Annotated in this window: 16 protein-coding genes and 2 pseudogenes; 9 read left to right on the forward strand and 9 right to left on the reverse strand. The window is 68.3% G+C overall.

Features of this window, described 5'->3' with window-relative positions:
• Nucleotides 1-17: 17 nt before the first annotated feature.
• Genes AB4Z27_RS12235 through AB4Z27_RS12250 form a run of 4 tightly spaced genes read right to left on the reverse strand, consistent with a single transcriptional unit; the run spans nucleotide 18 to nucleotide 4,575 of the window.
• Nucleotides 18-1,382 (reverse strand): MFS transporter, encoded by a 1,365-nt coding sequence (locus AB4Z27_RS12235; protein ID WP_441644548.1) that lies wholly within the window; start codon nucleotides 1,380-1,382, stop codon nucleotides 18-20.
• 57 nt (nucleotides 1,383-1,439) lie between these two features.
• Nucleotides 1,440-2,612 (reverse strand): FAD-dependent monooxygenase, encoded by a 1,173-nt coding sequence (locus tag AB4Z27_RS12240; RefSeq protein WP_441644549.1) that lies wholly within the window; start codon nucleotides 2,610-2,612, stop codon nucleotides 1,440-1,442.
• 14 nt (nucleotides 2,613-2,626) lie between these two features.
• Nucleotides 2,627-3,484, reverse strand: a complete 858-nt coding sequence (locus tag AB4Z27_RS12245) for a fumarylacetoacetate hydrolase family protein (RefSeq protein WP_092293874.1) — start codon at nucleotides 3,482-3,484, stop codon at nucleotides 2,627-2,629.
• A gap of 38 nt (nucleotides 3,485-3,522) precedes the next feature.
• Nucleotides 3,523-4,575, reverse strand: a complete 1,053-nt coding sequence (locus tag AB4Z27_RS12250) for a cupin domain-containing protein (protein WP_092293872.1) — start codon at nucleotides 4,573-4,575, stop codon at nucleotides 3,523-3,525.
• 133 nt (nucleotides 4,576-4,708) lie between these two features.
• On the opposite strand from AB4Z27_RS12250, the gene AB4Z27_RS12255 reads away from it, so the two are divergent.
• Nucleotides 4,709-5,188: a MarR family winged helix-turn-helix transcriptional regulator gene (locus tag AB4Z27_RS12255; protein ID WP_092293870.1), complete on the forward strand. Its 480-nt coding sequence runs from the start codon at nucleotides 4,709-4,711 to the stop codon at nucleotides 5,186-5,188.
• A gap of 18 nt (nucleotides 5,189-5,206) precedes the next feature.
• Here AB4Z27_RS12255 and AB4Z27_RS12260 read toward each other — a convergent pair whose 3' ends face one another.
• From AB4Z27_RS12260 to AB4Z27_RS12280, 5 genes are read right to left on the reverse strand one after another with little or no spacing between them, the layout of a single operon-like run.
• A complete protein-coding gene (locus AB4Z27_RS12260) occupies nucleotides 5,207-5,614 on the reverse strand; it encodes a dTDP-4-dehydrorhamnose 3,5-epimerase family protein (protein ID WP_441644550.1) in 408 nt (135 codons plus the stop codon).
• A gap of 46 nt (nucleotides 5,615-5,660) precedes the next feature.
• Nucleotides 5,661-6,596, reverse strand: coding sequence for a dTDP-4-dehydrorhamnose reductase (gene rfbD / locus AB4Z27_RS12265; protein ID WP_441644551.1), 936 nt, complete (start codon nucleotides 6,594-6,596; stop codon nucleotides 5,661-5,663).
• Nucleotides 6,586-7,659: a dTDP-glucose 4,6-dehydratase gene (gene rfbB, locus AB4Z27_RS12270; RefSeq protein WP_441644552.1), complete on the reverse strand. Its 1,074-nt coding sequence runs from the start codon at nucleotides 7,657-7,659 to the stop codon at nucleotides 6,586-6,588. The genes rfbD and rfbB overlap by 11 nt, the downstream gene beginning before the upstream one ends.
• 17 nt (nucleotides 7,660-7,676) lie before the next feature.
• Nucleotides 7,677-8,477, reverse strand: a complete 801-nt coding sequence (locus tag AB4Z27_RS12275; RefSeq protein ID WP_092293862.1) for a 2OG-Fe(II) oxygenase — start codon at nucleotides 8,475-8,477, stop codon at nucleotides 7,677-7,679.
• A gap of 21 nt (nucleotides 8,478-8,498) precedes the next feature.
• Entirely contained in the window at nucleotides 8,499-9,554 is a 1,056-nt protein-coding gene (locus AB4Z27_RS12280; RefSeq protein ID WP_441591272.1) for a GlxA family transcriptional regulator, read from the reverse strand.
• A 533-nt stretch (nucleotides 9,555-10,087) separates the two neighbouring features.
• Between AB4Z27_RS12280 and AB4Z27_RS12285 the strand changes: the two genes are divergently transcribed.
• The 8 genes and pseudogenes from AB4Z27_RS12285 (at nucleotide 10,088) to AB4Z27_RS12320 (ending at nucleotide 20,551) form a co-directional block, all read left to right on the forward strand.
• Nucleotides 10,088-11,617 (forward strand): mannose-1-phosphate guanylyltransferase/mannose-6-phosphate isomerase, encoded by a 1,530-nt coding sequence (locus AB4Z27_RS12285; RefSeq protein WP_441591273.1) that lies wholly within the window; start codon nucleotides 10,088-10,090, stop codon nucleotides 11,615-11,617.
• Between the two features lie 301 nt (nucleotides 11,618-11,918).
• Nucleotides 11,919-12,515 (forward strand): annotated as a pseudogene (locus AB4Z27_RS12290) (sugar transferase); the annotation flags it as partial.
• Nucleotides 12,516-12,569: 54 nt separating this feature from the next.
• Complete coding sequence (locus tag AB4Z27_RS12295; protein WP_441591274.1) at nucleotides 12,570-14,825, forward strand: GNVR domain-containing protein; 2,256 nt, start codon at nucleotides 12,570-12,572, stop codon at nucleotides 14,823-14,825.
• Nucleotides 14,822-15,832 carry a glycosyltransferase gene (locus AB4Z27_RS12300; RefSeq protein ID WP_092293852.1) on the forward strand — a complete coding sequence of 337 codons (1,011 nt, stop codon included), beginning with the start codon at nucleotides 14,822-14,824 and terminating at the stop codon, nucleotides 15,830-15,832. Before AB4Z27_RS12295 ends, AB4Z27_RS12300 begins: the two co-directional genes overlap by 4 nt.
• Nucleotides 15,833-15,854: 22 nt before the next feature.
• Nucleotides 15,855-16,868: pseudogene (locus tag AB4Z27_RS12305) on the forward strand (glycosyltransferase family A protein); the annotation flags it as partial.
• Nucleotides 16,869-17,429: 561 nt separating this feature from the next.
• On the forward strand, nucleotides 17,430-18,005 hold the full coding sequence (locus tag AB4Z27_RS12310) for a glycosyltransferase family 4 protein (RefSeq protein ID WP_255370803.1): 576 nt from the start codon (nucleotides 17,430-17,432) through the stop codon (nucleotides 18,003-18,005).
• Nucleotides 18,002-19,270 (forward strand): glycosyltransferase family 4 protein, encoded by a 1,269-nt coding sequence (locus AB4Z27_RS12315; RefSeq protein ID WP_441644571.1) that lies wholly within the window; start codon nucleotides 18,002-18,004, stop codon nucleotides 19,268-19,270. Before AB4Z27_RS12310 ends, AB4Z27_RS12315 begins: the two co-directional genes overlap by 4 nt.
• Before the next feature lie 6 nt (nucleotides 19,271-19,276).
• Nucleotides 19,277-20,551, forward strand: a complete 1,275-nt coding sequence (locus tag AB4Z27_RS12320; protein WP_092294374.1) for an oligosaccharide repeat unit polymerase — start codon at nucleotides 19,277-19,279, stop codon at nucleotides 20,549-20,551.
• Nucleotides 20,552-20,562 lie beyond the last annotated feature (11 nt).

The raw sequence follows: 20,562 nt of genomic DNA on the forward strand, positions 1-20,562 counted from the left end.
GACTGAGGTGCTACGGATCAGCGGGCCGACGAGGGCATCGAAGGCGTGGCGCGCCGCGCGGCGCGGGCCTCGCCAGCCAGTGCCGCGGCGAACAGCACACCCGCCAGCAGCATTGGCGCGGCCAGCGCGGCCGAGTACGCCGTGCGCGACCAGCCGGCGGCGATCAGCAGGCCCGCCAGATACGGGCCGAGGGTGCCGCCGAGCCGGCCGAAGCCCAGTGCCAGGCCCGTGCCGGTGGCGCGGACTTCGGGCGGGAACACGCGTGGGGCCAGCGCATAGAGGCAGACCACGGCGCCGTTCATGAAGAAGCCGATCAGCGCGGCCATGGCGATCAGGTTGGCCGTGCTGGGCGGGATCCGCGTGAAGACCACCACACAGGCAAAGCACAGGCTGAAATAGGCAATCGCCATGCGTTTGAGGCCGTAGCGGGCGGTCAGCCAGCCCAGCGCCACCCCGCCAACCACGCCCGACAGGTTCATCACCACCGAGCCCGAGATGCCGCGCTCCACGGTGAGCCCCATATCGACCAGCATCTTGGGTGTCCAGCTCAACAGGAAGTAGAACGTCAGCATCACCAGCATGAAGGCCGCGGAGGCGATGACCGTGCTGCGGCGCTGCGTGCCGCCCAGCAACTCGCCGAAGCCACGCCGCCCTGCCGCCTCACGCTGGGGCGGCAGCGCGGCCAGCGCGGCCTGCCCCAGCCGGCCGAGGATGCGGTTGATCTTGTCCAGCGCCCCGGCCGGGCGGCGCGCCGCCAGGAAGTCGAGCGATTCCGGCAGCATGGCCAGCGCCACCGGGAACATGGCGATCGACAACACGCCGCCGGCGAGGAAGACTGAGCGCCAGCCGTGATGGGTGACGAGGTACACCGAGGCCAGGCCGCCCAGCGTGGCCCCCACCGAGTAGCCCACCGTCATCATGCTGATGTTGAGGTCGCGCCGCCGTGCCGACGAGTACTCGGCAACCAGCGTGTTGATGCTCGGGAGCACCCCGCCGATGCCCAGCCCCGTGACGAAGCGCAGCAGGCCCAACTGGGTCACGTCCTGGGCGAACGCCGAGGCGATCATGCCCAGGCTGAGCAGCACCAGACAGGCGAGCACCGTGGGACGTCGTCCGGCCCGGTCGGCCACCGGCGCGATGGTCAGCGAGCCGATGGCCATGCCGGCGAGGCTCGCGCTGAACAGCACGCCGAGTTCGGTCGGCTTGAGGCCCCAGTCGCGGGCAATGGACGGCGCGGTCAGCGCCAGCGCCAGCACGTCGAAGCCATCGAGCATGTTGATGGCCACGCAGATCGCCACGGCAGCGATCTGGAACCACGACATGTCGCGATCGAGAATCAAGGCATCCAGTCTGGACGCACCTTGGGCGGTATGGGTTTGCATGGTTTGTCTCCCGTTATATTGCGTCGGCCTGTCTGGGCAGGCCGTTCGTTGCCACGCCTAGGCGGCGTAGAGCCAGTTCACCGGTGTGTAGTCGTCGGCCTGCCGGCCGGCCAGCAGCGTATTGCGCACGGCGGCGCCCACGCGTTCCATGTGGATGATGTCGCCGAAGATCCGCGCCGTATGCTGGACCCGCGCGGTGCGGGCGCGGCGCACGCCGGCATAGGTGTCGAGCGCGGCAGGGGTGTCGCCTGCATGCGTGGCGAACGCATCCGCCAGCGCGCAGGCATCTTCCAACGCCTGCGCGGCGCCCTGGGCGAGGTATTGCAGCATCGGATGGGCGGCGTCCCCGAGCAGCGCGATGCGGCCACGGGTCCATTGCTGGATCGGCGCGCGGTCAAAGAGCGGCCAGCGACGATTGGTAGCGATCATGGTCAGCGCGTCCTTCACCTCGGTGCAGGCGTCCGCGAAGCGGGCGGACATCTCGTCCTGCGTGCCCCAGTCGTCGTGGTCCGGGCTGTAGCGGTCGCTGCGGAAGACGGCCACCTGGTTGTACAGCTCGCCGCGTCGCACCGGGTACTGGACCAGATGCATGTCGGGGCCGGTCCACATCATCACGTTGTCGCTGCCGGCGTGGGAGGACATGCGCGCCACCGGGATCGTGCCGCGATAGGCCACGTAGTGGGAGCAGACCGGCTCCCCCGGGCCGGCCAGCATGCCGCGCACGGCGGAGCGCAAGCCATCTGCGCCGATCAGCAGGCCGCAGCGGTAGACCGAGCCGTCGGTGCAGCGCGCCTCCGCCATGTCGCCATGGTCGGCCACTTCCACCACATGCCGGCTCGTTTCCAGCGAGATTCGCGCATGCGCGCGGCAGGCGTTGAGCAGCGCGTCCAGCAGATCGCTGCGATGCATGACGATGTACGGGTAGCCGTAGCGCGACTGGAACGGCTCGCCCAGATCCATGGCGGTCACCTGGGTGCCGCTCAGGGCGTCCATCCAGACCAGCCGCTGCGGGAAGACCGCTGTCTTGCGCACGTTGTCCAGCACGCCCAGCCGGTCCAGCGCGCGCGAGGCGTTGGGCGCAAGCTGAAGCCCCGCGCCGACTTCGGCGAACGCATCGGCCCGCTCGATCACGTGGACCTGCTGGCCCTGCCGGGCCAGGGCCAGCGCGGCGGCCAGTCCGCCAATGCCACCGCCCACGACCAATGTGGAAACTGTCTTGATATCGCTCATCACTATTCCTGTCTTCAGCCGGCGCGCACGCGCACGTCCATCTGGCCGACCTTGTCGATGCGCGCGCTAATCACGTCGCCCGGCACCACGGGGCCCACGCCGTCCGGGGTGCCGGTGAAGAGCACGTCGCCCGGCAGCAGCGTGTAGTAGCTGGAGGCCCAGGAAATCAGCTGCGGAATGCCGATGACGAGGTCGCGCGTATTGGCGCGCTGGCGGAGTTCGCCATTCACGTGCAGTTCGATATCGAGGCTGGCCGGGTCGGGTACCTCGTCGGCGGTGGTCAGCCATGGGCCGAGCACCGAGTACGTGTCGATCGACTTGCGCAGCGAGCGCTCCTCGGGGCCGCGCACGGTCATGTCCAGGCCGATGGCGTAGCCGGCCACGTAGTCGAGCGCCGATGCCACCGGCACGCGATCCGCCGTCTTGCCGATGACGACCGCCAGTTCCAGTTCATGGTCGTTGCGGCGGTCCAGGTGGCGCAGCGCCACGCCGTCGCCGGGGCCCACCAGCGAGCTGCTGGCCTTGAGGAAGAGGCCGACTTCCTCGATGCGCTTGAGGTGATGGGCGTGGAAGGTGGCCGGGTCGCCCTGCGCCTCCGCCATGTGCTTGAGGTAGTTGACCGGCGCGGCGGGCAACTTGCTGGCGTAGCTGACCGGGCTGTTCAGTGTGACGGCGGCCAGCGGCAGGCGCTTCGCGCTGGGCGCCAGGTCGCGTGCCACCTGCATGACCTGGGGCAGCGCCGCGATCAGCGGATCGCCCTGCGGTACGGGCCAGCGGTGGGTGGGCAGCACTTCGAGGGCGGCACTGATGTCGAGGATCTCGTCGCCCTGGACGAGGCCGAGCTTGTCATGGTTGAAGCGGCAGATGCGCATGGTGACTCCGATAATTCCAATACTTGGATGGGTACGGCTCAGGCGAACTTCCGTTCCTGGAAGAAGCCGAGCTTGCGATGCAGGGGTTCGTCGTCGATCCGCAGCAGGAAGCTCGGACCGCTGTGGATGCCGGCGCGATGGGCCAGGTCAGCGAACGCCGGCGCGGTGAAGGTGTCGCCGGCGCTCCACGAGAACGACTTGCCGTCCACGGTGGTTTCGCCGTCGCCTTCGATCACATGGAACACGGCGCCGGGCGAGCGCGGCACCGGCGATAGCGTGCGGCCGGCGGGCAGCTGCATCGCGGTAAAGCCCATGATCGGCAGGCAACTGTCACCCGTTTCCGGATTGACATAGGCGACTTCGATGGGCGCGCCCGCCGGCGCATGGCGGGCGAGGTCAAGCAGCGCGGCCCGCGTGCGTTGCCAAGGAAAGCGCAGCATCGGATAGGGATTCGGCCGGCGCAGCGCGGCGGGCACGGCCAGGCCATCGCGTAGCAGGCGGCTCTGGAGCGACGCCAGGGCGTCCCCGACGTTGCAGCCCGGCGTGGCGGCCTCCGCGTAGGAGGCTTCCACGGCGGTGAAAACCGGCAGGTCGAGCACATCGAGCCACGTGAAGGGTCCGGTGCCGTGATGACCGTGGTCATGCCACTGGCCGGATGGCGTGAGGATGACGTCGCCGCGCTCCATCTCGCAACGCTGGCCATTCACGACAGTGAAGCCGCCGTTGCCTTCGATCACGACGCGCGCGGCGCTAGGTGAGTGCCGGTGGGTCGGCGCCGTCTCGCCGGGCAGGATCAACTGGATGCCGGCATAGATGCCGCCGGTCGCCTGCATGGCGGTGGGCCCCCGGCCGGGATCGCTCAGCACCAGCACGCGCCGTTCGGCCTTCTCCACCGGCACCTGCTCACCAGCCTGCAGCAGCAAGGGGCGGATGTCCCGGTAACGCCAGTGGTTGGCCCGGGTCAGCCCCGCCGGCCGGCCGTGCGGGAGCGCGCCGGAGAGATGCTCCCAGAGCGGCGTCAGGCCCGCACTGGCCAACTGGTTTCGATAAGTGGCCGAAAGGGCGGCCGAAAGCGCCGTTGTCTCATGCATGTCCAGATCCTCGGTGTTGGGGGCTGTCACCGCCCGTCAATCAATCACCGATATGATAGTCACAATTATGACGATCAGTACTGGGGTTAACCTGAGGTACCATGTGGCTCGATTCAAACCGCCCGCGCACGCCATGACAGCCCACGACCTCGAAGCGATCCTGTACAACAAGCCGGGGCATCTGATCCGGCGGCTGCAGCAGATCGCGACCACGGTATTTCTCGAGGAAACAGCGGATTACGACACCACCCCGGTGCAGTACGGTGCCCTGGCGGCTATCCGCGCCCATCCGGGCATCGACCAGCTTCGCGTGGCACAGGCGATCGGCTTCGACCGGAACACAATTTCAGGCGTGGTGGAACGGCTGGAGATCAAGGGGCTGATATCGCGCTCGACCGGTACGGACCGCCGCACCAAGCTGCTCTACCTGACGGCGGAGGGCGAGGCGCTGCTGGACCAGATGTACCCGGCCACGGAACGCGCGCAGGAGCGCATGCTGACCGGCCTGAACAAGACCGAACAGCAGGCGTTCATCAAGATGCTGAAGCGGCTGGTCGATGCGAACAACGAAGTCAGCCGCGTGCCGGTCTCGGCGCCGGGCCGACGCGACTGACCGCCACGGGGCGCAGCCCTAGGCAAATACCTCCGCCTCCCGCAGCGCCTTGCCGCCCGCGTCCTTCGCCGCGAGCAATGGCTCGCCCTGGAGCGGCCAGTCGATGTGGAGCGTGCTGTCGCGCCAGAGCAGGGAGCGCTCGTGCTCGGGGTACCAGGTGTCCGTGGTCTTGTAGAGGAATACCTCCCCCATCACCACGCGTACCAGCTTGCCCTGCGGATGGCGCACCTGGTAGTGCAGCCCCCGCAGGACGTTGCGTGCCGAGCGCGAATGGTTGTCCTGGACGAAGTTGGTCTTCACCCCGGTCAGGGCCTCGAACTCGGGGCCGTTGAAGCTCTCGTAGAAGAAACCGCGATCGTCGCCGAACACTTTTGGTTCGATGACCAGCACGTCGGGAATATCGGTTCGGGTCACGTTCATGGTCATGGGGGGCTCCAGGCTGACAGGCGGAAAGGCTCACAGGCGGAAAGGCTTACGGGCGCAGTTGGTCCAGCAGCAGGTGCAGCCCCTCCTGCCAGTCCGGCAGGTGGATGCCGAACGTGCGGCGCAGCTTGCTGGTATCGAGGCGCGAATTTGCCGGGCGCGGCGCCGGCAGCGGGTAGTCGGTGGCGGGAATGGGGGCGATGCGTGCCGGGTCCGCCTTCAGCGGGAAGCCATGCGCGGCGGCGTAGCGGATCACTTCCGTGGCGTAGCCGTGCCAGCTGGTTTCCCCGGCGGCGGCCAGATGGTAGATGCCGGCCGGGAACGCCGCACGGTTGCCGGCCAGCCAGTGGCGGGCCACGACCTGCGCGGTGACATCGGCGACGAGCGCGGCGGTGGTCGGGGCGCCGAACTGGTCCGCCACCACGCGCAGGCTGTCGCGCTCGGCGCCGAGCCGCAGCATGGTGCGGGCGAAATTGGCGCCATGCGCACCGGCCACCCAGCAGGTCCGCAGGATCAGCGCCGGCGCGTCCACGGCAGCGATGGCATGCTCCCCGGCGAGCTTGCTCCGGCCGTAGACCGACAGCGGGCCGGTCGGGTCGCTCTCTATATAGTAAGCACCGGCTTTTGCCCCATCGAACACATAGTCGGTCGAGTAGTGCACCAGCAGGCTGCCGTGCGCGCGGGCCGCTTCCGCCAGCACGCCGACGGCCTTGCCGTTGATCAGGAAGGCGGTGTCGCGCTCGGTCTCCGCCTCCGCCCGGTCCACGGCGGTGTAGGCGGCAGCGTTGACGATCACGTCGGGGCGGACTTCGCGCACCACGCGCCGGAGTTGGTCGAGGTCCGACAGGTCGCAGCCGGCGCGGTCCAGCGCCACCACGCGGCCCAGCGGCGCCAGGCTGCGGCGCAGCTCGAAGCCGACCTGGCCGTTGCTGCCGGTGACCAGCAGGGTGGGGATCTCCCGATCATTGGGGGCGTCAGGCGGCATATTGCCTCGCCACCCAGTTGCGGTACTCGCCCGAGGTCACGTCCTTGACCCAGCCGGGGTTGTCCAGATACCACTGCACGGTCTTGCGCAGGCCGGTTTCGAAGGTCTCGGCGGGCCGCCAGCCCAGTTCGCGCTCCAGCTTGCGGGCGTCGATGGCGTAGCGGCGGTCGTGGCCGGGGCGGTCGCCGATAAAGGTGATCTGCTGGCGGTAGGAGCCGCTCGCCTTCGGGCGCAGCGCGTCGAGCAGGTCGCAGAGCGTGTGCACCACGTCCAGGTTGGTCTTCTCGTTCCAGCCGCCGATGTTGTAGGTCTCGCCGACCCTGCCGCGCGCCAGTACCGTGCGGATGGCGGTGCAGTGGTCACCCACGTAGAGCCAGTCGCGCACGTTGAGGCCGTCGCCGTAGACCGGCAGCGCCTTGCCGGACAGCGCGTTGGTGATCATCAGCGGGATCAGCTTCTCGGGGAAGTGGTAGGGGCCGTAGTTGTTCGAGCAGTTGGTGGTCAGCACCGGCAGCCCGTAGGTGTGGTGGTAGGACCGGACGAGGTGGTCCGACGCCGCCTTGGAGGCCGAGTAGGGGCTATTGGGCTGGTAGGCCGTGGTCTCCGAGAACGGCGGGTCTTCGGCGCCGAGCGAGCCGAACACCTCGTCAGTGGAGACGTGCAGGAAGCGGAAGTGGTCGGCATCGGCCGCATTCATCCGTCCCCAATAGGCCCGGGCGGCTTCCAGCAGCGTGAAGGTGCCGACCACATTGGTCTGGATGAAGGCGCCCGGGTCGGCGATGGAGCGGTCCACGTGGCTCTCCGCCGCGAAGTGCACCACGGCTTGGGGCCGGTGGGTGGCCAGCAGCGCGTCCAGCGCGGCCCGGTCGCAGATATCGGTCTGGGAGAAGACGTGGCGGGACTGGCCCCCCTCGACGTCAACGGCGGCCAGGCTGCGCCGGTTGCCCGCGTAGGTCAGCTTGTCGACGTTGACGATGCGGTCGGCGTGGTGCCGGCGCAGCCAGTCGAGCACGAAGTTGCTGCCGATGAAGCCGGCGCCGCCGGTAACGAGGAGGGTTGCCATCGTAGTTCGCCTGTCTGCTATCGCCCGACGATCCGCTTGGCCAGCGCCTTGGCGTACGGGGGCGTCATGCCATGCAGGATGTCTCGCGCGGTGATGGTGAAGCGCTCGCCCGGCCGGGCGTGGAAGCGCGTGGTGTGTTCCTCGGAGGCCTGGTCCGGGCGGCCGTTGGTGTAGTAATAGAGCGCGATCGAGCGCCGCGTGACCCCGGGCGGGCAGGCCAGCGGCACCGGGTGGCCGTGCCACGAGCACTCGTTGGTGCTGAAGACCACCAGCCGGTTGCCGATGGGCGAGATGTTCTGCACGCAGTGCTGGACTTCCTCGTCCCATAGCTGGAGATGGCCGGCCCAGTTGTCGTCCCACTCGTCATTCAGGTACAGCAGCACGTTGAGGCGCCGGTCCAGCTTCCATTCGAGGTGGTAGTTGTAGTCGATATGGAGCCCGAGGCGGCCGCCCGGCAGCGTCTGGTGCAGCCCGCCGCCGTGCAGGTGGGGGTCCGGCACCAGCCCCTGGATGCCCGAAAGCTGCTCCAGGAAGCGGATGAAGCCGGGACTGTTGAACTCGACGATCAGGGACCGCAGCGCGGGCGGAATCGCGTAGAAGTCCTGGATCTGGAGCTTCAGGTTCTCGGCGGCGGAGCGGAAGGTGAACCACACCTTCTCGTCGGCGCTGGGGAAGGCGGCGCTGGCCTCGCGGTAGATGCCGTCGTCCAGGAAGTTATCGATACAGACATGCGGAAACGGCGCGGCGGCACTGTACGACTCAGAAAGCTCGCGCGAGATCCAGTCCAGCTTTGCAACATCCAGCAGATCTTGGTGCATGACTCTTGCCTCCTCCTGTGGCTAGGCTGCGTCTGGCAGCGCGGTCTTGTCGAGATTGCGGTACGCGGTGGGGGACAGCTCGAAGCGTTTTCGGAAGATCTTGGCCAGGCGGTCGCCGTTGCCCATGCCGCAGCGGCGGGCGATCTTGTCCACCGGCAGGTCGGTTTCCTTAAGCAGCCGGCAGATCATCTCCAGCCGGGCGCGGATCAGGTATTCGGAGGGGGTCATGCCCAGCGCGCACTTGAAGCGGCGCAGGTAGTTGCGCTCGCTCATGGCGGCGATGCGGGCGGCGTCGGCCACGGAGATCTCTTCCGCGTAGTGCGCGGTGATCCAGCGGGCCGAGGCGCGCACTTTCTCCAGCGCTTCGGAGGAGGCGGCGATGTCGGGGACGTCGTCGGGTTCGGGGGTTTCCTGGCGGGCCAGGGGGGTGTCGCGCTGCGGGGCCAGGCGGCGGGCCACTTCGGTCGCCATCACGAAACCGAGGTCGAACTCGATCTGTGCCAGCGCCATGTCGGCGGCCGAGGGCATCACGTCCGGCGCGGAGACGGCGCCATCGCGGCACCAGAACACGGACGAGGTGACGTGGCTGATCCCGGCTACCTCGTCCACCTCGACAATCTTCTGGGGAACGGCGCGCGATACGCGGGGCTGGGCGGGCTGGGTGCGCTGGCCGCTCCGGGGGCTGCGCTCCAGTACCGAGGCGCTCACCTCGATCATGGCGTTCATCAGGCGGGCATCGCGCTCGCCGGACGGCTCGCGCTCGCTGCAGCCGATGAAGATGGCGTTGAAGCCACGCTGGCCCAGCACGTCCAGCCCCTGCGTCCAGACCCGCACCGAGGAGGAGCAGGCGACGATGCCGCCCCGGTGGGACAGCAGGGACAACTGGTAGGCGGGTCGGCCGGTGCGCTGCAGGGCGATTTCGTTCGCCATGCGGAACGCCTCGGCAATGATGCCGGCGGTCAGCAGGGAGCAGCCATCGAACAGCATCAGGCCGATGCGCAGGATCTCGCGCTGGCCGGTCATCGGGATCGGGCCGATGGTGCGCATCGGCGTTGGCGACTCGACAAGGTATTCCATAGCCACTTGCTCCCCTGATGTCGAATAAGAAAACCGCATCTGCTGCGTTGCATCATAACGAATATAACCTGGCGGGAAAATCCGGCTGGCCGATAACTGCGCGATGTTGGCGGAACATGACGTGTACGCCGTCGCATAAAGGAGAATAAGCGGCGCCGCCGCCATCCGATGTTTCCAAGGTGAATCACTATTTTCATTTGAATGCGCGGAAACGCACGAAGCGCTGTCGCCGAATAGCCGCAATCCCTTGTGTGCACGGGCTTAGGGCATTGCGATGAACTAAATACATGCATCGCCGCATATTGGTGCGGGATATTGTAAATATGCCGTGCCGATTCATCATTTTGATATTCGGCCAGTGTTTTGTCTGATCAAAGTGGAGGCTTAATTACTTTCAAAAGTGTTACGCCTTCATTATTCGGACAAAGATTCTGCATTTTCCGCCGCGCGGTCAGATCTGCTTTTTCGGGCATCTATGCTTCGCTGCAACAAACGGCCTTTCGCCAGTTGCAGCCCCCCGGACAGGAGCAGACATGCGTACTACGGACACCACGATCGAATCCACGGACCTCATCACGGACACCGCGGATATCGCGATAGCGGCGCCCGCCGTACGCACGCGGCTCGCCGCGGTGGTGCTCGCCGGCGGCTCGGGCACCCGGCTCTGGCCCCTCTCGCGCAAGCACTTTCCCAAGCAACTGATCGACGTCCTTGGCGGTGACACGCTGCTCCAGACCACTGCGCGCCGGCTGGCCGGGCTGGTGGAGGGGGGCGGTGCGATGGGTGAGATGGCGCCGATCATCGTCTGTGGCGAAGCGCACCGCTTCATGACCGCCCAGCAGCTGACCGAAGCCGGCGTGGTGGCGCGCATCGTGGTGGAGCCGACCGGGCGCAACACCGCTCCGGCCCTGACCCTGGCCGCGCTGCTTGCCTGCGCGGAGGGCGACGACTGCATTCTCGTGGCCATGCCGGCCGACCATGTGATTGCCGACAACGGCGCCTTCCAGCAGGCCGTGCTGCGCGCAGCGGGGTTTGCCGAGCAGGGCGCGATGGTCACGCTCGGCGTGCCGCCGACGCGCGCCGATACCGGGTTTGGCTACATCCGACTGGGCGCGTCGCTCGACGATGCCGCGCGCCGGATCGACGCCTTCGTGGAAAAGCCCGCCGCCGAACTGGCGGCGCAGTACGTGGCCTCGGGCGAGTACTGGTGGAACAGCGGCATCTTCGTGGTGCGCGCCAGCACCTGGCTGCGCACGCTGCAACAGCTCCAGCCGGCCATGCACGCGGCCTGCGCGGATGCCTTCGCCACCGGCCGCAGCGACGGCGCGGTGTTCCATCCCCATGCAGCGGCGTTCGCGGCGGTGCCGTCGGACTCCATCGACTACGCGGTGATGGAGCAACTCGCGCGCGCCGATGGCGTGCCGGGCGTGGTCGTGCCGCTGGACGCCGGCTGGTCCGACCTCGGCTCCTGGGACGCCGTGTGGGACGCCATCGACAAGGATGGCGAAGGCAACGCCGCCCGGGGCCGCGTGCTGTTCGAGGGCGCCACCTCCTGCTACGCCCATTCCGAGGGCCGCTTGGTCGCGTGCGTGGGCACCACCAACGTGATCGTGGTGGAGACCGCCGACGCCGTGCTCGTGGTGGACCGCTCCCATGTGCAGGGCGTGAAGGGGCTGGTCGAGCGGATCGCGCGCCAGCGGGGCACCGAGGCGGACTCCCACCGCAAGGTGCAGCGGCCCTGGGGCTGCTACGACTCGCTCGACACCGGCGAGCGCTTCCAGGTCAAGCACATCGTCGTGCGCCCGGGCGCCAAGCTCTCGCTGCAACTGCACCACCATCGCGCCGAACACTGGACCGTGGTGCGCGGCACCGCGCTCGTCACCCGTGGCGAAGAGCAGTTCCTGCTCAGCGAAAACGAATCCACCTACATCCCGATCGGCACCACGCATCGGCTCGAGAACCCCGGAAAGCTGCCGCTCGAGATCATCGAAGTGCAGTCCGGCGCCTATCTCGGCGAAGACGACATCGTGCGCATCGAGGACACCTACGGGCGCTGCGCCTAGACCCCCTGACCACCTGAAAACAGTCGCCGCGCGGCCGCCCAGCCGGCCGACGCGCGCCTCCTGGAGACATCGATCGCAAGTTAACCCTGGCCACGGGAGAGTCGCCATGTTCCAAGCTTTCAAATCGCTGTTCACCGAGTCCGGCGTCGCCACCCGCCGCCTGACGCCCCCCGTGCCCGGCGGCGCGGGCAGTGCCGGGAGGACGGGCGAGTTGCCCGGCGCCATGGCGACCTTTGTGCCGCCTGCGCTCGATGGCCCGGCGGACATGTCGATGCGGCTGCCGCCCGCGCTGGGGCTGGGCGTCAAGCGCGCCTTCGACGCGGCGGCCGCGCTCACCCTGTTGCTGCTGCTCTCGCCGCTGATGCTGACGGTGGCGCTGATCGTGATGAAGGATGGCGGCCCCTGCCTGTTCGGCCATACGCGCATCGGCGCCAACGGCCGCAAGTTCAAGTGCCTGAAGTTCCGTTCGATGGTGATGAACGCCGACGTGGTGCTGAAGGAGCTGCTGGCCTCGGACCCCGTGGCGCGTGCCGAGTGGGAGCGCGATTTCAAGCTGCGAGACGACGTGCGCATTACCCGGCTGGGCCGCTTTATCCGCCGCACCAGCATCGACGAACTGCCGCAGCTATGGAACGTGGTGCGCGGGGACATGAGCCTGGTCGGCCCGCGCCCCGTGGTGGAGAAGGAGCTGGAGCGCTACGGCGACGCAGCGGCCTACTACCTGCGCGTGCTGCCCGGCATCACCGGCCCGTGGCAGGTCAGCGGTCGCAACGAGACCGACTACGGCACGCGCATTTCGCTCGACGTGGCCTACGTGCGCAACTGGACGTTCGTGGGGGACATCGTGATTCTGTTCAAGACCGTCGGAGTCGTCCTGCATGGCCGTGGCGCGTACTGACATACACAAAAACGACCCTCGCCCGCGCGGGCGGGGGCGATACGGGAGAACGGCATGAATTCGCCTCAGATCTTTCACGCAGGCCACGACATGCCGGGGCGGCACTTTGCCCGCTCGATGAACATCCGCACGACGATCCTGGCCTCGCGCTGGCTGATCGCCGGCACCACCGCGCTGTGCCTGCTCGGGGGCGTGGCCTACGCGCTGTTTACCCGGCCGGTGTACCGCTCGGACCTGTTGATCCAGGTGGAGCCGAGCGCCTCCGAGTCGCGCTCCCCCTCCGGCGACGTGCGGCCGATGCAGGAGCTGAAGCCGGACACCACCTCGGAAATCCAGGTGCTGAACTCGCGCATGGTCGTGTCGCGGGCGGTGGAGACGCTGAAGCTGTATATCGATGCCGCGCCGCGCTACGTGCCGGTGATCGGCTGGTGGCTGGCCGCGCGCAGGGACGGGCTGTCCCAGCCGCTGCCGGGTGGCTACGTGCATGGCGCGGAGCGCATCGACGTGGCCCGCTTCGATGTGCCGGCCGGCTGGCAGGGCAAGACCTTCGTGATGACGCTGGGGAGGAACGGGTCCTACGTGCTCACGCTGTCGCAGATGTGGGGCGAGCCGCTGCTGACGCTGCGCGGCAAGGTCGGCGTGCCGCTGCACGCGGACACCGCGCGCGGGCCGGTGGACCTGCTGGTGAAGACCGCCGACGGGGAGCCCGGCGCCACCTTCACGATCAAGCGCTACTCGGAGATCGCCACCACGGAATGGCTGCAACGCTCGCTGTCGATCTCGGAGCGCGGCAAGCAGTCGAGCATCATCGGCGTGGCGCTCGATAGCGTCGATCCGGTGCGCGCCAGCCAGATCCTGAACGTGGTGGGTACCGAGTATGTCGAGCAGAACGTGCGGCGGCGCTCCGAAGAGGCGGACAAGTCGATCCGCTTCCTGGACGAGCAGCTGCCGCAGCTCAAGCAGCAGGTGGAGGAATCGGAGAGCGCCTACAACGCCTATCGGGCCAAGGAAGGTGCCGTGGATACCAGCGAGGAGGCGCGCACGCTGCTGGAGCAGGCCGTCACCATGGAAACCCGCCAGCTCGACCTCAAGGAGAAGCGCCGGGAACTGATCACGCGCTATACGGACGAGCACCGCTACGTGCGCGCGCTGGACGCCCAGCTGCAGGAGGGTGCCGCCGCGCTGGCGATCAACCAGGCGCGCACGCGCAACCTGCCGCTGATCGAGCAGACGCTGTTGCAGCGCCAGCGCAAGATGAAGGTGGACACCGAGCTGTACACCAATCGCCTGAACGCCCGTCAGCAACTGGCGCTGGTGCGCGCCGGCAAGGTGGCGAACGTGCGGCTGATCGACCCCGCCACGCCGCCCGAGACGCCGTTCATGCCGCGCCGGGGCGTGGCCGTGGGTGGCTCGCTGCTGGCGGGCCTGTTCGCCGGGCTGGTGCTGGCCACGTTCCGGCGCCGCATGGCCGGCGCCGTGCAGGACCGCGAGGAGATCGAGATCGCCACGGGCCTGCCCGTGTACGCCACCGTGCCGCGCAGCCGGCTGACCAGCGAGACCAAGCCCGGCCGGGCCAACTGGCCGCTCCGGCTGGCCAGCCCGGCGGAGCGCGCCGTGCTGCCCGATGCCGCCATCGAAAGCCTGCGCACCATCCGCACCACGCTGCACTTCGCCCTGAGCGAAGCGCCCAACCGCGTGGTGCTGATTACCGGGCCGACCGCCGGCATCGGCAAGTCCTTCGTCGCCGCCAACCTGGCGACGCTGGCGGGGGCCTCCAAGCGCCGCGTGCTGCTGATCGACGCGGACCTGCGCAACGGCGCGCTGCACCGGCGCTTTCACGTCGACCGGGGGCCCGGCCTGTCCGAGGTGGTGGCCGGCACGCACCGGCTGGAGGACGTGGTGCGCCGCGATGTCTCATACGGGCTGGACCTGCTGTCCACCGGCCTGCACATGGCGGGGCCGAGCGAGCTGCTGCTCCAGCCGGAGCTGGCCGCGCTGATCGAGCGCGTGGCGGCCCAGTACGACATGGTGGTGCTGGACGGCCCGCCGCTGCTGCCCGTGGCGGACGCGCTGGTGCTGGGCCGCTTGGCCGGCACCGTGCTGATGGTGGCGCGCCACCGCGTGACCACGGTCGACCAGATCGACGAAAGCACGCGCCGGCTGGCCCAGGCCAACGTCGCCGTGCAGGGCGTGATCTTCAACGACTTCACCGGCACCCTGCATCGCTACAGCTATGCCTATGGCACCAACGCAGAGCCCCAAGCGCCCCGCCCGGCCACGCCGGGCTCCTCCCCAAGCGAGCCGTCATGACTTTCTCCCACAACAAGCGCATCACACTGGTCACTGTCACCTACGGGGACCGGCTCCACTACTGCGTGGAACTGCTGCGCCGCGCCTTCGACGAAGAGGGCGTGCGGCACGCCGTGGTGGTCAGCAACAACTCGGCATCGGACCTGAGCCTGCTCGAAGCGCGCTGGGGGCGCCGCATCACCGTGGTGCACCTGCCGACCAACACCGGCTCGGCCAACGGCTACGCGGTCGGCATCGAGACCGCGCTGCGCGGCGATACCGACTACCTCTGGCTGATGGATGACGACAACGCGCCGTGCCCCGGCGCGCTGGGCGTGCTCTGCCATCAGCTGGACGTGCTGACCCGCGAAACCGGCCGGGGCCGCGCGGCGGTGCTCGGCTTCCGGCCCGACCATCAGGGCGACATCGCCATGGGCGTGCCGGGCGCGCTGGCCTCGCCGCCGCGTTCGAGCTACTTCGGCTTCCACGTCGCCCGCATCCCCTACAAGATCTGGCGCCGCACGCCGTGGGGAAAACCGCGTCCGCGCGCGCTGCCTGCGGTGGTGTCGATGCCGTTCGCGCCGTATGGCGGCTTCCTGGCTCACCGGGACGTCTACACCGACCTCGGCCTGCCGGACCCGAATCTGGTGCTCTACGCGGACGACATCGAATACACCTGGCGGCTGACCGCCCGGGGCGGGCGCATCGCGCTGGTCACCGGCGCGCAGCTGGAGGATCTGGAGGGCTCCTGGAACGTCAAGCGCAACTGGAAGAACCACTTCGAGTGCCTGCTGCTGAGCGGCTCGGACTTCCGCGCGTACTACAGCAGCCGCAACCAGGCGTGGTTCGACAAGAACTACTGGTCCACGTCCGGTTTCACCTATCGGCTGAACCGGCTGGTGTTCCTGATCCTGCTGCGGTTCTACGGCAAGCGCCGCAGCGCGGCGGCGCGCCTCAGCCTGCTCGAACGCGCCATTGCCGATGGCGAGGCGAACCGCCTGGGCTTTCATGCCGATTATTCCCTGTAGTCGCTCCCCCACCGAGACCCCCATGCCGTCCCACCCGGAATCCGCGAGCCTGACCATCGTCATCTGCAACTACAACTACGCGCGGTTTCTGAGGGGGGCGATCGACTCGGCGCTGGCCCAGACCCAGACCGCGCCGGCGGTGAAGGTCATGGTCATCGACGATGGCTCGACGGACGGCTCGCGCGAGATCCTGCCCGGCTACGGCGACCGCATCGAGGCCATCTGCCAGGCGAACGGCGGACAGGTCTCGGCCTACAACCACGCGCTGCGCCGCGTGACCACGCCCTACGTGATCTTTCTCGACGCCGACGATCTGCTGGAGCCGGACGCCGCCGCGACGGTGCTGGCCGCCTTCGCCGCCGGCGACTACGCCAAGGTGCAGTTCCGGCTGGAAGTGATGACCGGCGATGGCACGCTGACCGGCGTGCAGGTGCCGCAATCGAACGCCGTGACCGACTGTGGCGCGCTGCTGCGGCAGGGCTGGCTCTACCCGTCGCCGCCGGGTTCCGGCAACGCCTATCGCGTGGAAGCTCTGCGCCGCATCTTTCCTGTGCCGGTGACCGCCGACAACATCCACGGCGCCGATTTCTATGCGATCTATGGCACCGCGCTGGTCGGCGACGTGTTCGCCATCGATCGGCCGCTTGGCCGCTACCGGGTGCACCGGCAGGACAACGGCGGGCTGTCGCTGGCCAATGCGGAAGACGCGCTGGCGGGCGCCCGGCAGTCCACCCGGCGCTGGGTGCTGCTGCGCGAGATTGCGCGCCAGCGGCTCGGCATCACGCTGCCGGCCGCGCCGCTCGACTTCGCGCTGGAGAAGGCGCTGTTCGCCACCGCGCTGTACGGGGCGCCGCTCGGGCAGCGCTGGCGCTGGTTCCTGCGCGAGTCCGGCCGCTACTTCCATACCGTCACCGCGAACCCGTACTGGAGCCTGCGCAAGAAGCTGGCGGTGTCCGGCCTGACGGCGCTCGCGCTGGTGCCGGTGGCGGCGGTTGGCGACCGCGCGATCCGCTATATCGCCAACCCGCTCGCGCGCAGCGGGGCGCCGGTGCGGCCGGTGGCGCCAGCGGGCGGTGACCCGACCATCGTGTCGATCAATGGCCGCTATCTGGGCCGGCGCCCGACCGGGGTGGACCGCTTTGCGAACGAGGTGATCCGCAGCATCGACGAACTGGTCGCCACGCAGGCACCCGCCGTGGCGGGGCTGTCGTTCGAGTTGCTGATCCCGCCGTCGGTGCAGGTCGAGCCGGAACGCTTTCCCAACCTCCGCATCCGCACCGTGCCGGGCGGCAACGGCCAGTACTGGGAGCAGGTCTGCCTGCCGCTGGCGGCGCGCGGCACCTTGCTGCTGAACCTGTGCAACGCCGGACCGCTGCTCTATCGGAATCAGGTGACGGTCATGCACGACGCCGCGCCGATGCGCGTGCCGCAGGCGTACACGCGGGCCTTCCGGGCCTGGTATCGGATGATGGCGCCGTGGATCGGCCGCATCGCCCGGCGCGTGCTGACGGTGTCCGAGTTCTCGCGCGGCGAGCTGATCCAGGCGTATCACATCCCGGGCCGCAAGATCGGCGTGCTGCCGATGAGCGGCGACCACATGCTGCGGCTGCCGGAGGAGGCGGACGTCCGCGAGAAGTTCCACTTGTCTGGCCGGCCGTACATCCTCGCCGTCAGCAGTGCCAGCCATCACAAGAATTTCCGGCTCGTGGTGGAGGCCATCGAGCTGCTCAAGGCCACCGACTACGACGTGGTGATCGTCGGCGGCGGCATGCCGATGCTGAAGGCGGTGCAACAGGTGTCGCCAGACTTCGTGAAACGGGTGGGCTATGTCGACGATGGCGATCTCAAGGCCCTGTTCCGCCAGGCCGCCTGCTTCGTGTTTCCGTCGCTGTACGAGGGCTTCGGGCTGCCGCCGGTGGAGGCGATGACGCTGGGCTGCCCGGTCATCGCGTCCAACCTGCCCTCGGTGCGCGAGGCCTGCGGCGATGCGGCGATCTACTTCCGCCCGACCAGTGCGGCGGAGTGCGGCGAAGCCATGATGCACGTGATGCACGACAGCGCCCTGCGTGACCGCCTGCGCACGCAGGGCTTCGCCAACGTGCAGCGCCGCTCGTGGCGCCTGACCGCCGACCGGCTTCTCACCGAGATTTCCCCATGGCTGCCCCAGCGATGACCCCCGCCCCGAATTTCGCCCCGAATTTCGTCCCGACTCCCTTTCCCGGCGAGTTCGGCAGGGTGGCCGTGGTGCACGACTGGCTGACCACCTATGCCGGCTCCGAGCGCGTGCTGGAGCAGATTCTCAAGATCTGGCCCGACGCCGACCTGTTCAGCGTGGTCGATTTCTTCCCGGACGACCAGCGCCACGTGCTGCAGGGCAAGCACGCCAAGACGTCGTTCATCCAGCGCCTGCCGCGCGCCCGGAAGTCGTTCCGCAACTACCTGCCGCTGATGCCGCTGGCAGTGGAACAGTTCGACCTCTCCGACTACGACCTCGTGATCTCGTCCAGCCATGCCGTGGCGAAGGGGGTCATCACCGGGCCGGAGCAACTCCACGTCAGCTACATCCATTCGCCGATCCGCTACGCCTGGGACCTCCAGCACCAGTACCTCGACGAATCGCGCCTGACGCGCGGGCTCAAGAGCTGGATCGCGCGGGCCATCCTCCATTACATGCGGATCTGGGACCATCGCACCGCCCATGGCGTAGACCTGCTCGTGGCCAACTCGGCCTACGTGGCGCGGCGCATCCGCAAGGTCTACGGCTGCCCGGCCACGGTGGTGTTCCCGCCGGTCGATGTCGAACGCTTCGGCCTCGGCCAGTGCCGCGAGGACTTCTACCTGACCGCTTCCCGGTTGGTGCCGTACAAGAAGGTCGCGCTGATCGTGGAAGCCTTCGCGGCCATGCCGGACAAGCGGTTGGTCGTGATTGGCGATGGGCCGGACTTCGCGCGCATCCAGGCCATGTTGCCCCCCAACGTGAAGATGCTGGGCTACCAGTCGACCGAGATACTGATCGACCACATGCAGCGCGCACGCGCCTTCGTGTTCGCCGCCGAGGAGGATTTCGGCATTGTGGCCGTGGAGGCGCAGGCTTGCGGCACGCCGGTGATCGCGCTGGGGCGGGGCGGTGCCAGCGAGACGGTGGTCGACGCCGGCAACGCCGGCACCCGCACCGGCGTGTTCTTCCCGCGCCAGACCGTGGAGGACATCGTGCGCGCGGTCTGCCGCTTCGAGGACAGCGGCTGGTTCGACCCGGCCGTCTGCCGTGAGAACGCGCTGCGCTTCACGCCGGAGCGTTTCCGCAGCGAGTTCCTGGCCGTGGTGCGGCAGGCCATGGCCGGGCAGGGCGGCCGGCCCCGCACCGCGTCGCCCGAGCCGGAACCCCCGGCGCCCACGGAACCGTTCCACACCGATGACCTCGCGGTCGTCCCCAGATAGATGCCGATGCCACATCCGACCCCGCCCCGCGACTTCCATGACGGCTACTGGTGGGAAGACCCCACCCGGCTGCTGCTGTATTTCATCCTGCCGCTCTATGTGCTGATCTCGGTGTCGCTGCTGGGCGACCAGAAGGCCATCGAGCGGGTCTATTTCACCAGCTTCTACGCGCTGGCCGGCGGGCTGTTCCTGGTGGTGCTGACGGTGGCGTCCTACGCGGGCGATTCGCTGGCCCCGCTGGCGCCCCGGCCGCGCGCCGAGATGCCCGTGCACATCCTCGACGCGCTGTTCTGGCTCGCCCTGATCGGCTATCTGGTGATGATGGGCGGCGTGATCGCCCGGCCCGCCGTGCTGATCTCCTTCCTGACCGGCTCCGCCAGCACCTACGACGTCCTCGAACTGAAGGGCCGCATCGCCGGCATCAGCACGCTCACGCAGGCCGGCGTGGCCTATGTGCCGCTCTACTTCTACATCTTCCGCCAGCCGGTGCGCGGCCTGAACCGCTACAAGGTCTTCCTGGCCGTGCTGCTGGTGCTGACGGTGCTGCGCAGCTTCATCTTCGCCGAGCGGCTGGCGCTGGTGGAACTGGTGCTGCCGTGGGTGCTGATGGTGATGCGGTTCCGCAACGTGCCCCGGCGCAACTGGCTGCTGCGGCTCGGGCCGTTCGCGGCCATCGGCCCGCTGATCGGCTTCTTTATCGCCAACGAGTACAACCGGTCTTGGGAGACGCACTACGTCAATCTCTACGACAACATCTTCGAGTTCGCGCTGGAACGGCTCGGCATGTACTACTCCACCTCGCTGAACAACGGCGCCGGGCTGCTGGCGATCATGGGCTGGGGCGCCGGCGACGCGGTGTTCACCTTCGACTGGCTGGTCAAGTTCCCGGTGGTGGGCGAGTTCATGCGCCCGCTGGTCGGCAATGGCGACAGCTACACGATGTTCCTGAGCGACTTCGGCGACCCGGAGTTCAACAATCCGTCCGGTATCTACGTGCACTTCCACGAGTGGGGATGGTTCGCGCTGCTGCTGGCGGCGGGCATGGGCTGGCTGCTGTCCCGCAGCTACGCGGGCTGGCGCGCGGGCGATGGCTTCTGGTGCTGCGCGCACGCTGTGCTGCTGGTGTCGCTGCTGGAGATCCTGCGCGTGCCCAACCTGTTCAGCGGGCGCAACTTCGTGCCGCTGGCGCTGCTGTGGCTGATCTTCCAGATGGCCGGCCAGCCGGTGCGACGACGGTTGCCGCCGGTGCCGCGTGGTGTGATCCGTCCCGGTCCCCGCTGACGCTACGCCGC

It is taken from the genome of Cupriavidus sp. KB_39, from assembly GCF_052114485.1.
Taxonomy (GTDB): Bacteria; Pseudomonadota; Gammaproteobacteria; order Burkholderiales; family Burkholderiaceae; genus Cupriavidus.

Bases quoted from the DNA above. Each gene is read 5' to 3' on its own strand.
- AB4Z27_RS12235 (WP_441644548.1), bottom strand. From the start codon at position 1,382: ATGCAAACCCATACCGCCCAAGGTGCGTCCAGACTGGATGCCTTGATT.
- AB4Z27_RS12240 (WP_441644549.1), bottom strand. From the start codon at position 2,612: ATGAGCGATATCAAGACAGTTTCCACATTGGTCGTGGGCGGTGGCATT.
- AB4Z27_RS12245 (WP_092293874.1), bottom strand. From the start codon at position 3,484: ATGCGCATCTGCCGCTTCAACCATGACAAGCTCGGCCTCGTCCAGGGC.
- AB4Z27_RS12250 (WP_092293872.1), bottom strand. From the start codon at position 4,575: ATGCATGAGACAACGGCGCTTTCGGCCGCCCTTTCGGCCACTTATCGA.
- AB4Z27_RS12255 (WP_092293870.1), top strand. From the start codon at position 4,709: ATGACAGCCCACGACCTCGAAGCGATCCTGTACAACAAGCCGGGGCAT.
- AB4Z27_RS12260 (WP_441644550.1), bottom strand. From the start codon at position 5,614: ATGACCATGAACGTGACCCGAACCGATATTCCCGACGTGCTGGTCATC.
- rfbD (WP_441644551.1), bottom strand. From the start codon at position 6,596: ATGCCGCCTGACGCCCCCAATGATCGGGAGATCCCCACCCTGCTGGTC.
- rfbB (WP_441644552.1), bottom strand. From the start codon at position 7,659: ATGGCAACCCTCCTCGTTACCGGCGGCGCCGGCTTCATCGGCAGCAAC.
- AB4Z27_RS12275 (WP_092293862.1), bottom strand. From the start codon at position 8,477: ATGCACCAAGATCTGCTGGATGTTGCAAAGCTGGACTGGATCTCGCGC.
- AB4Z27_RS12280 (WP_441591272.1), bottom strand. From the start codon at position 9,554: ATGGAATACCTTGTCGAGTCGCCAACGCCGATGCGCACCATCGGCCCG.
- AB4Z27_RS12285 (WP_441591273.1), top strand. From the start codon at position 10,088: ATGCGTACTACGGACACCACGATCGAATCCACGGACCTCATCACGGAC.
- AB4Z27_RS12295 (WP_441591274.1), top strand. From the start codon at position 12,570: ATGAATTCGCCTCAGATCTTTCACGCAGGCCACGACATGCCGGGGCGG.
- AB4Z27_RS12300 (WP_092293852.1), top strand. From the start codon at position 14,822: ATGACTTTCTCCCACAACAAGCGCATCACACTGGTCACTGTCACCTAC.
- AB4Z27_RS12310 (WP_255370803.1), top strand. From the start codon at position 17,430: ATGCTGCGGCTGCCGGAGGAGGCGGACGTCCGCGAGAAGTTCCACTTG.
- AB4Z27_RS12315 (WP_441644571.1), top strand. From the start codon at position 18,002: ATGACCCCCGCCCCGAATTTCGCCCCGAATTTCGTCCCGACTCCCTTT.
- AB4Z27_RS12320 (WP_092294374.1), top strand. From the start codon at position 19,277: ATGCCACATCCGACCCCGCCCCGCGACTTCCATGACGGCTACTGGTGG.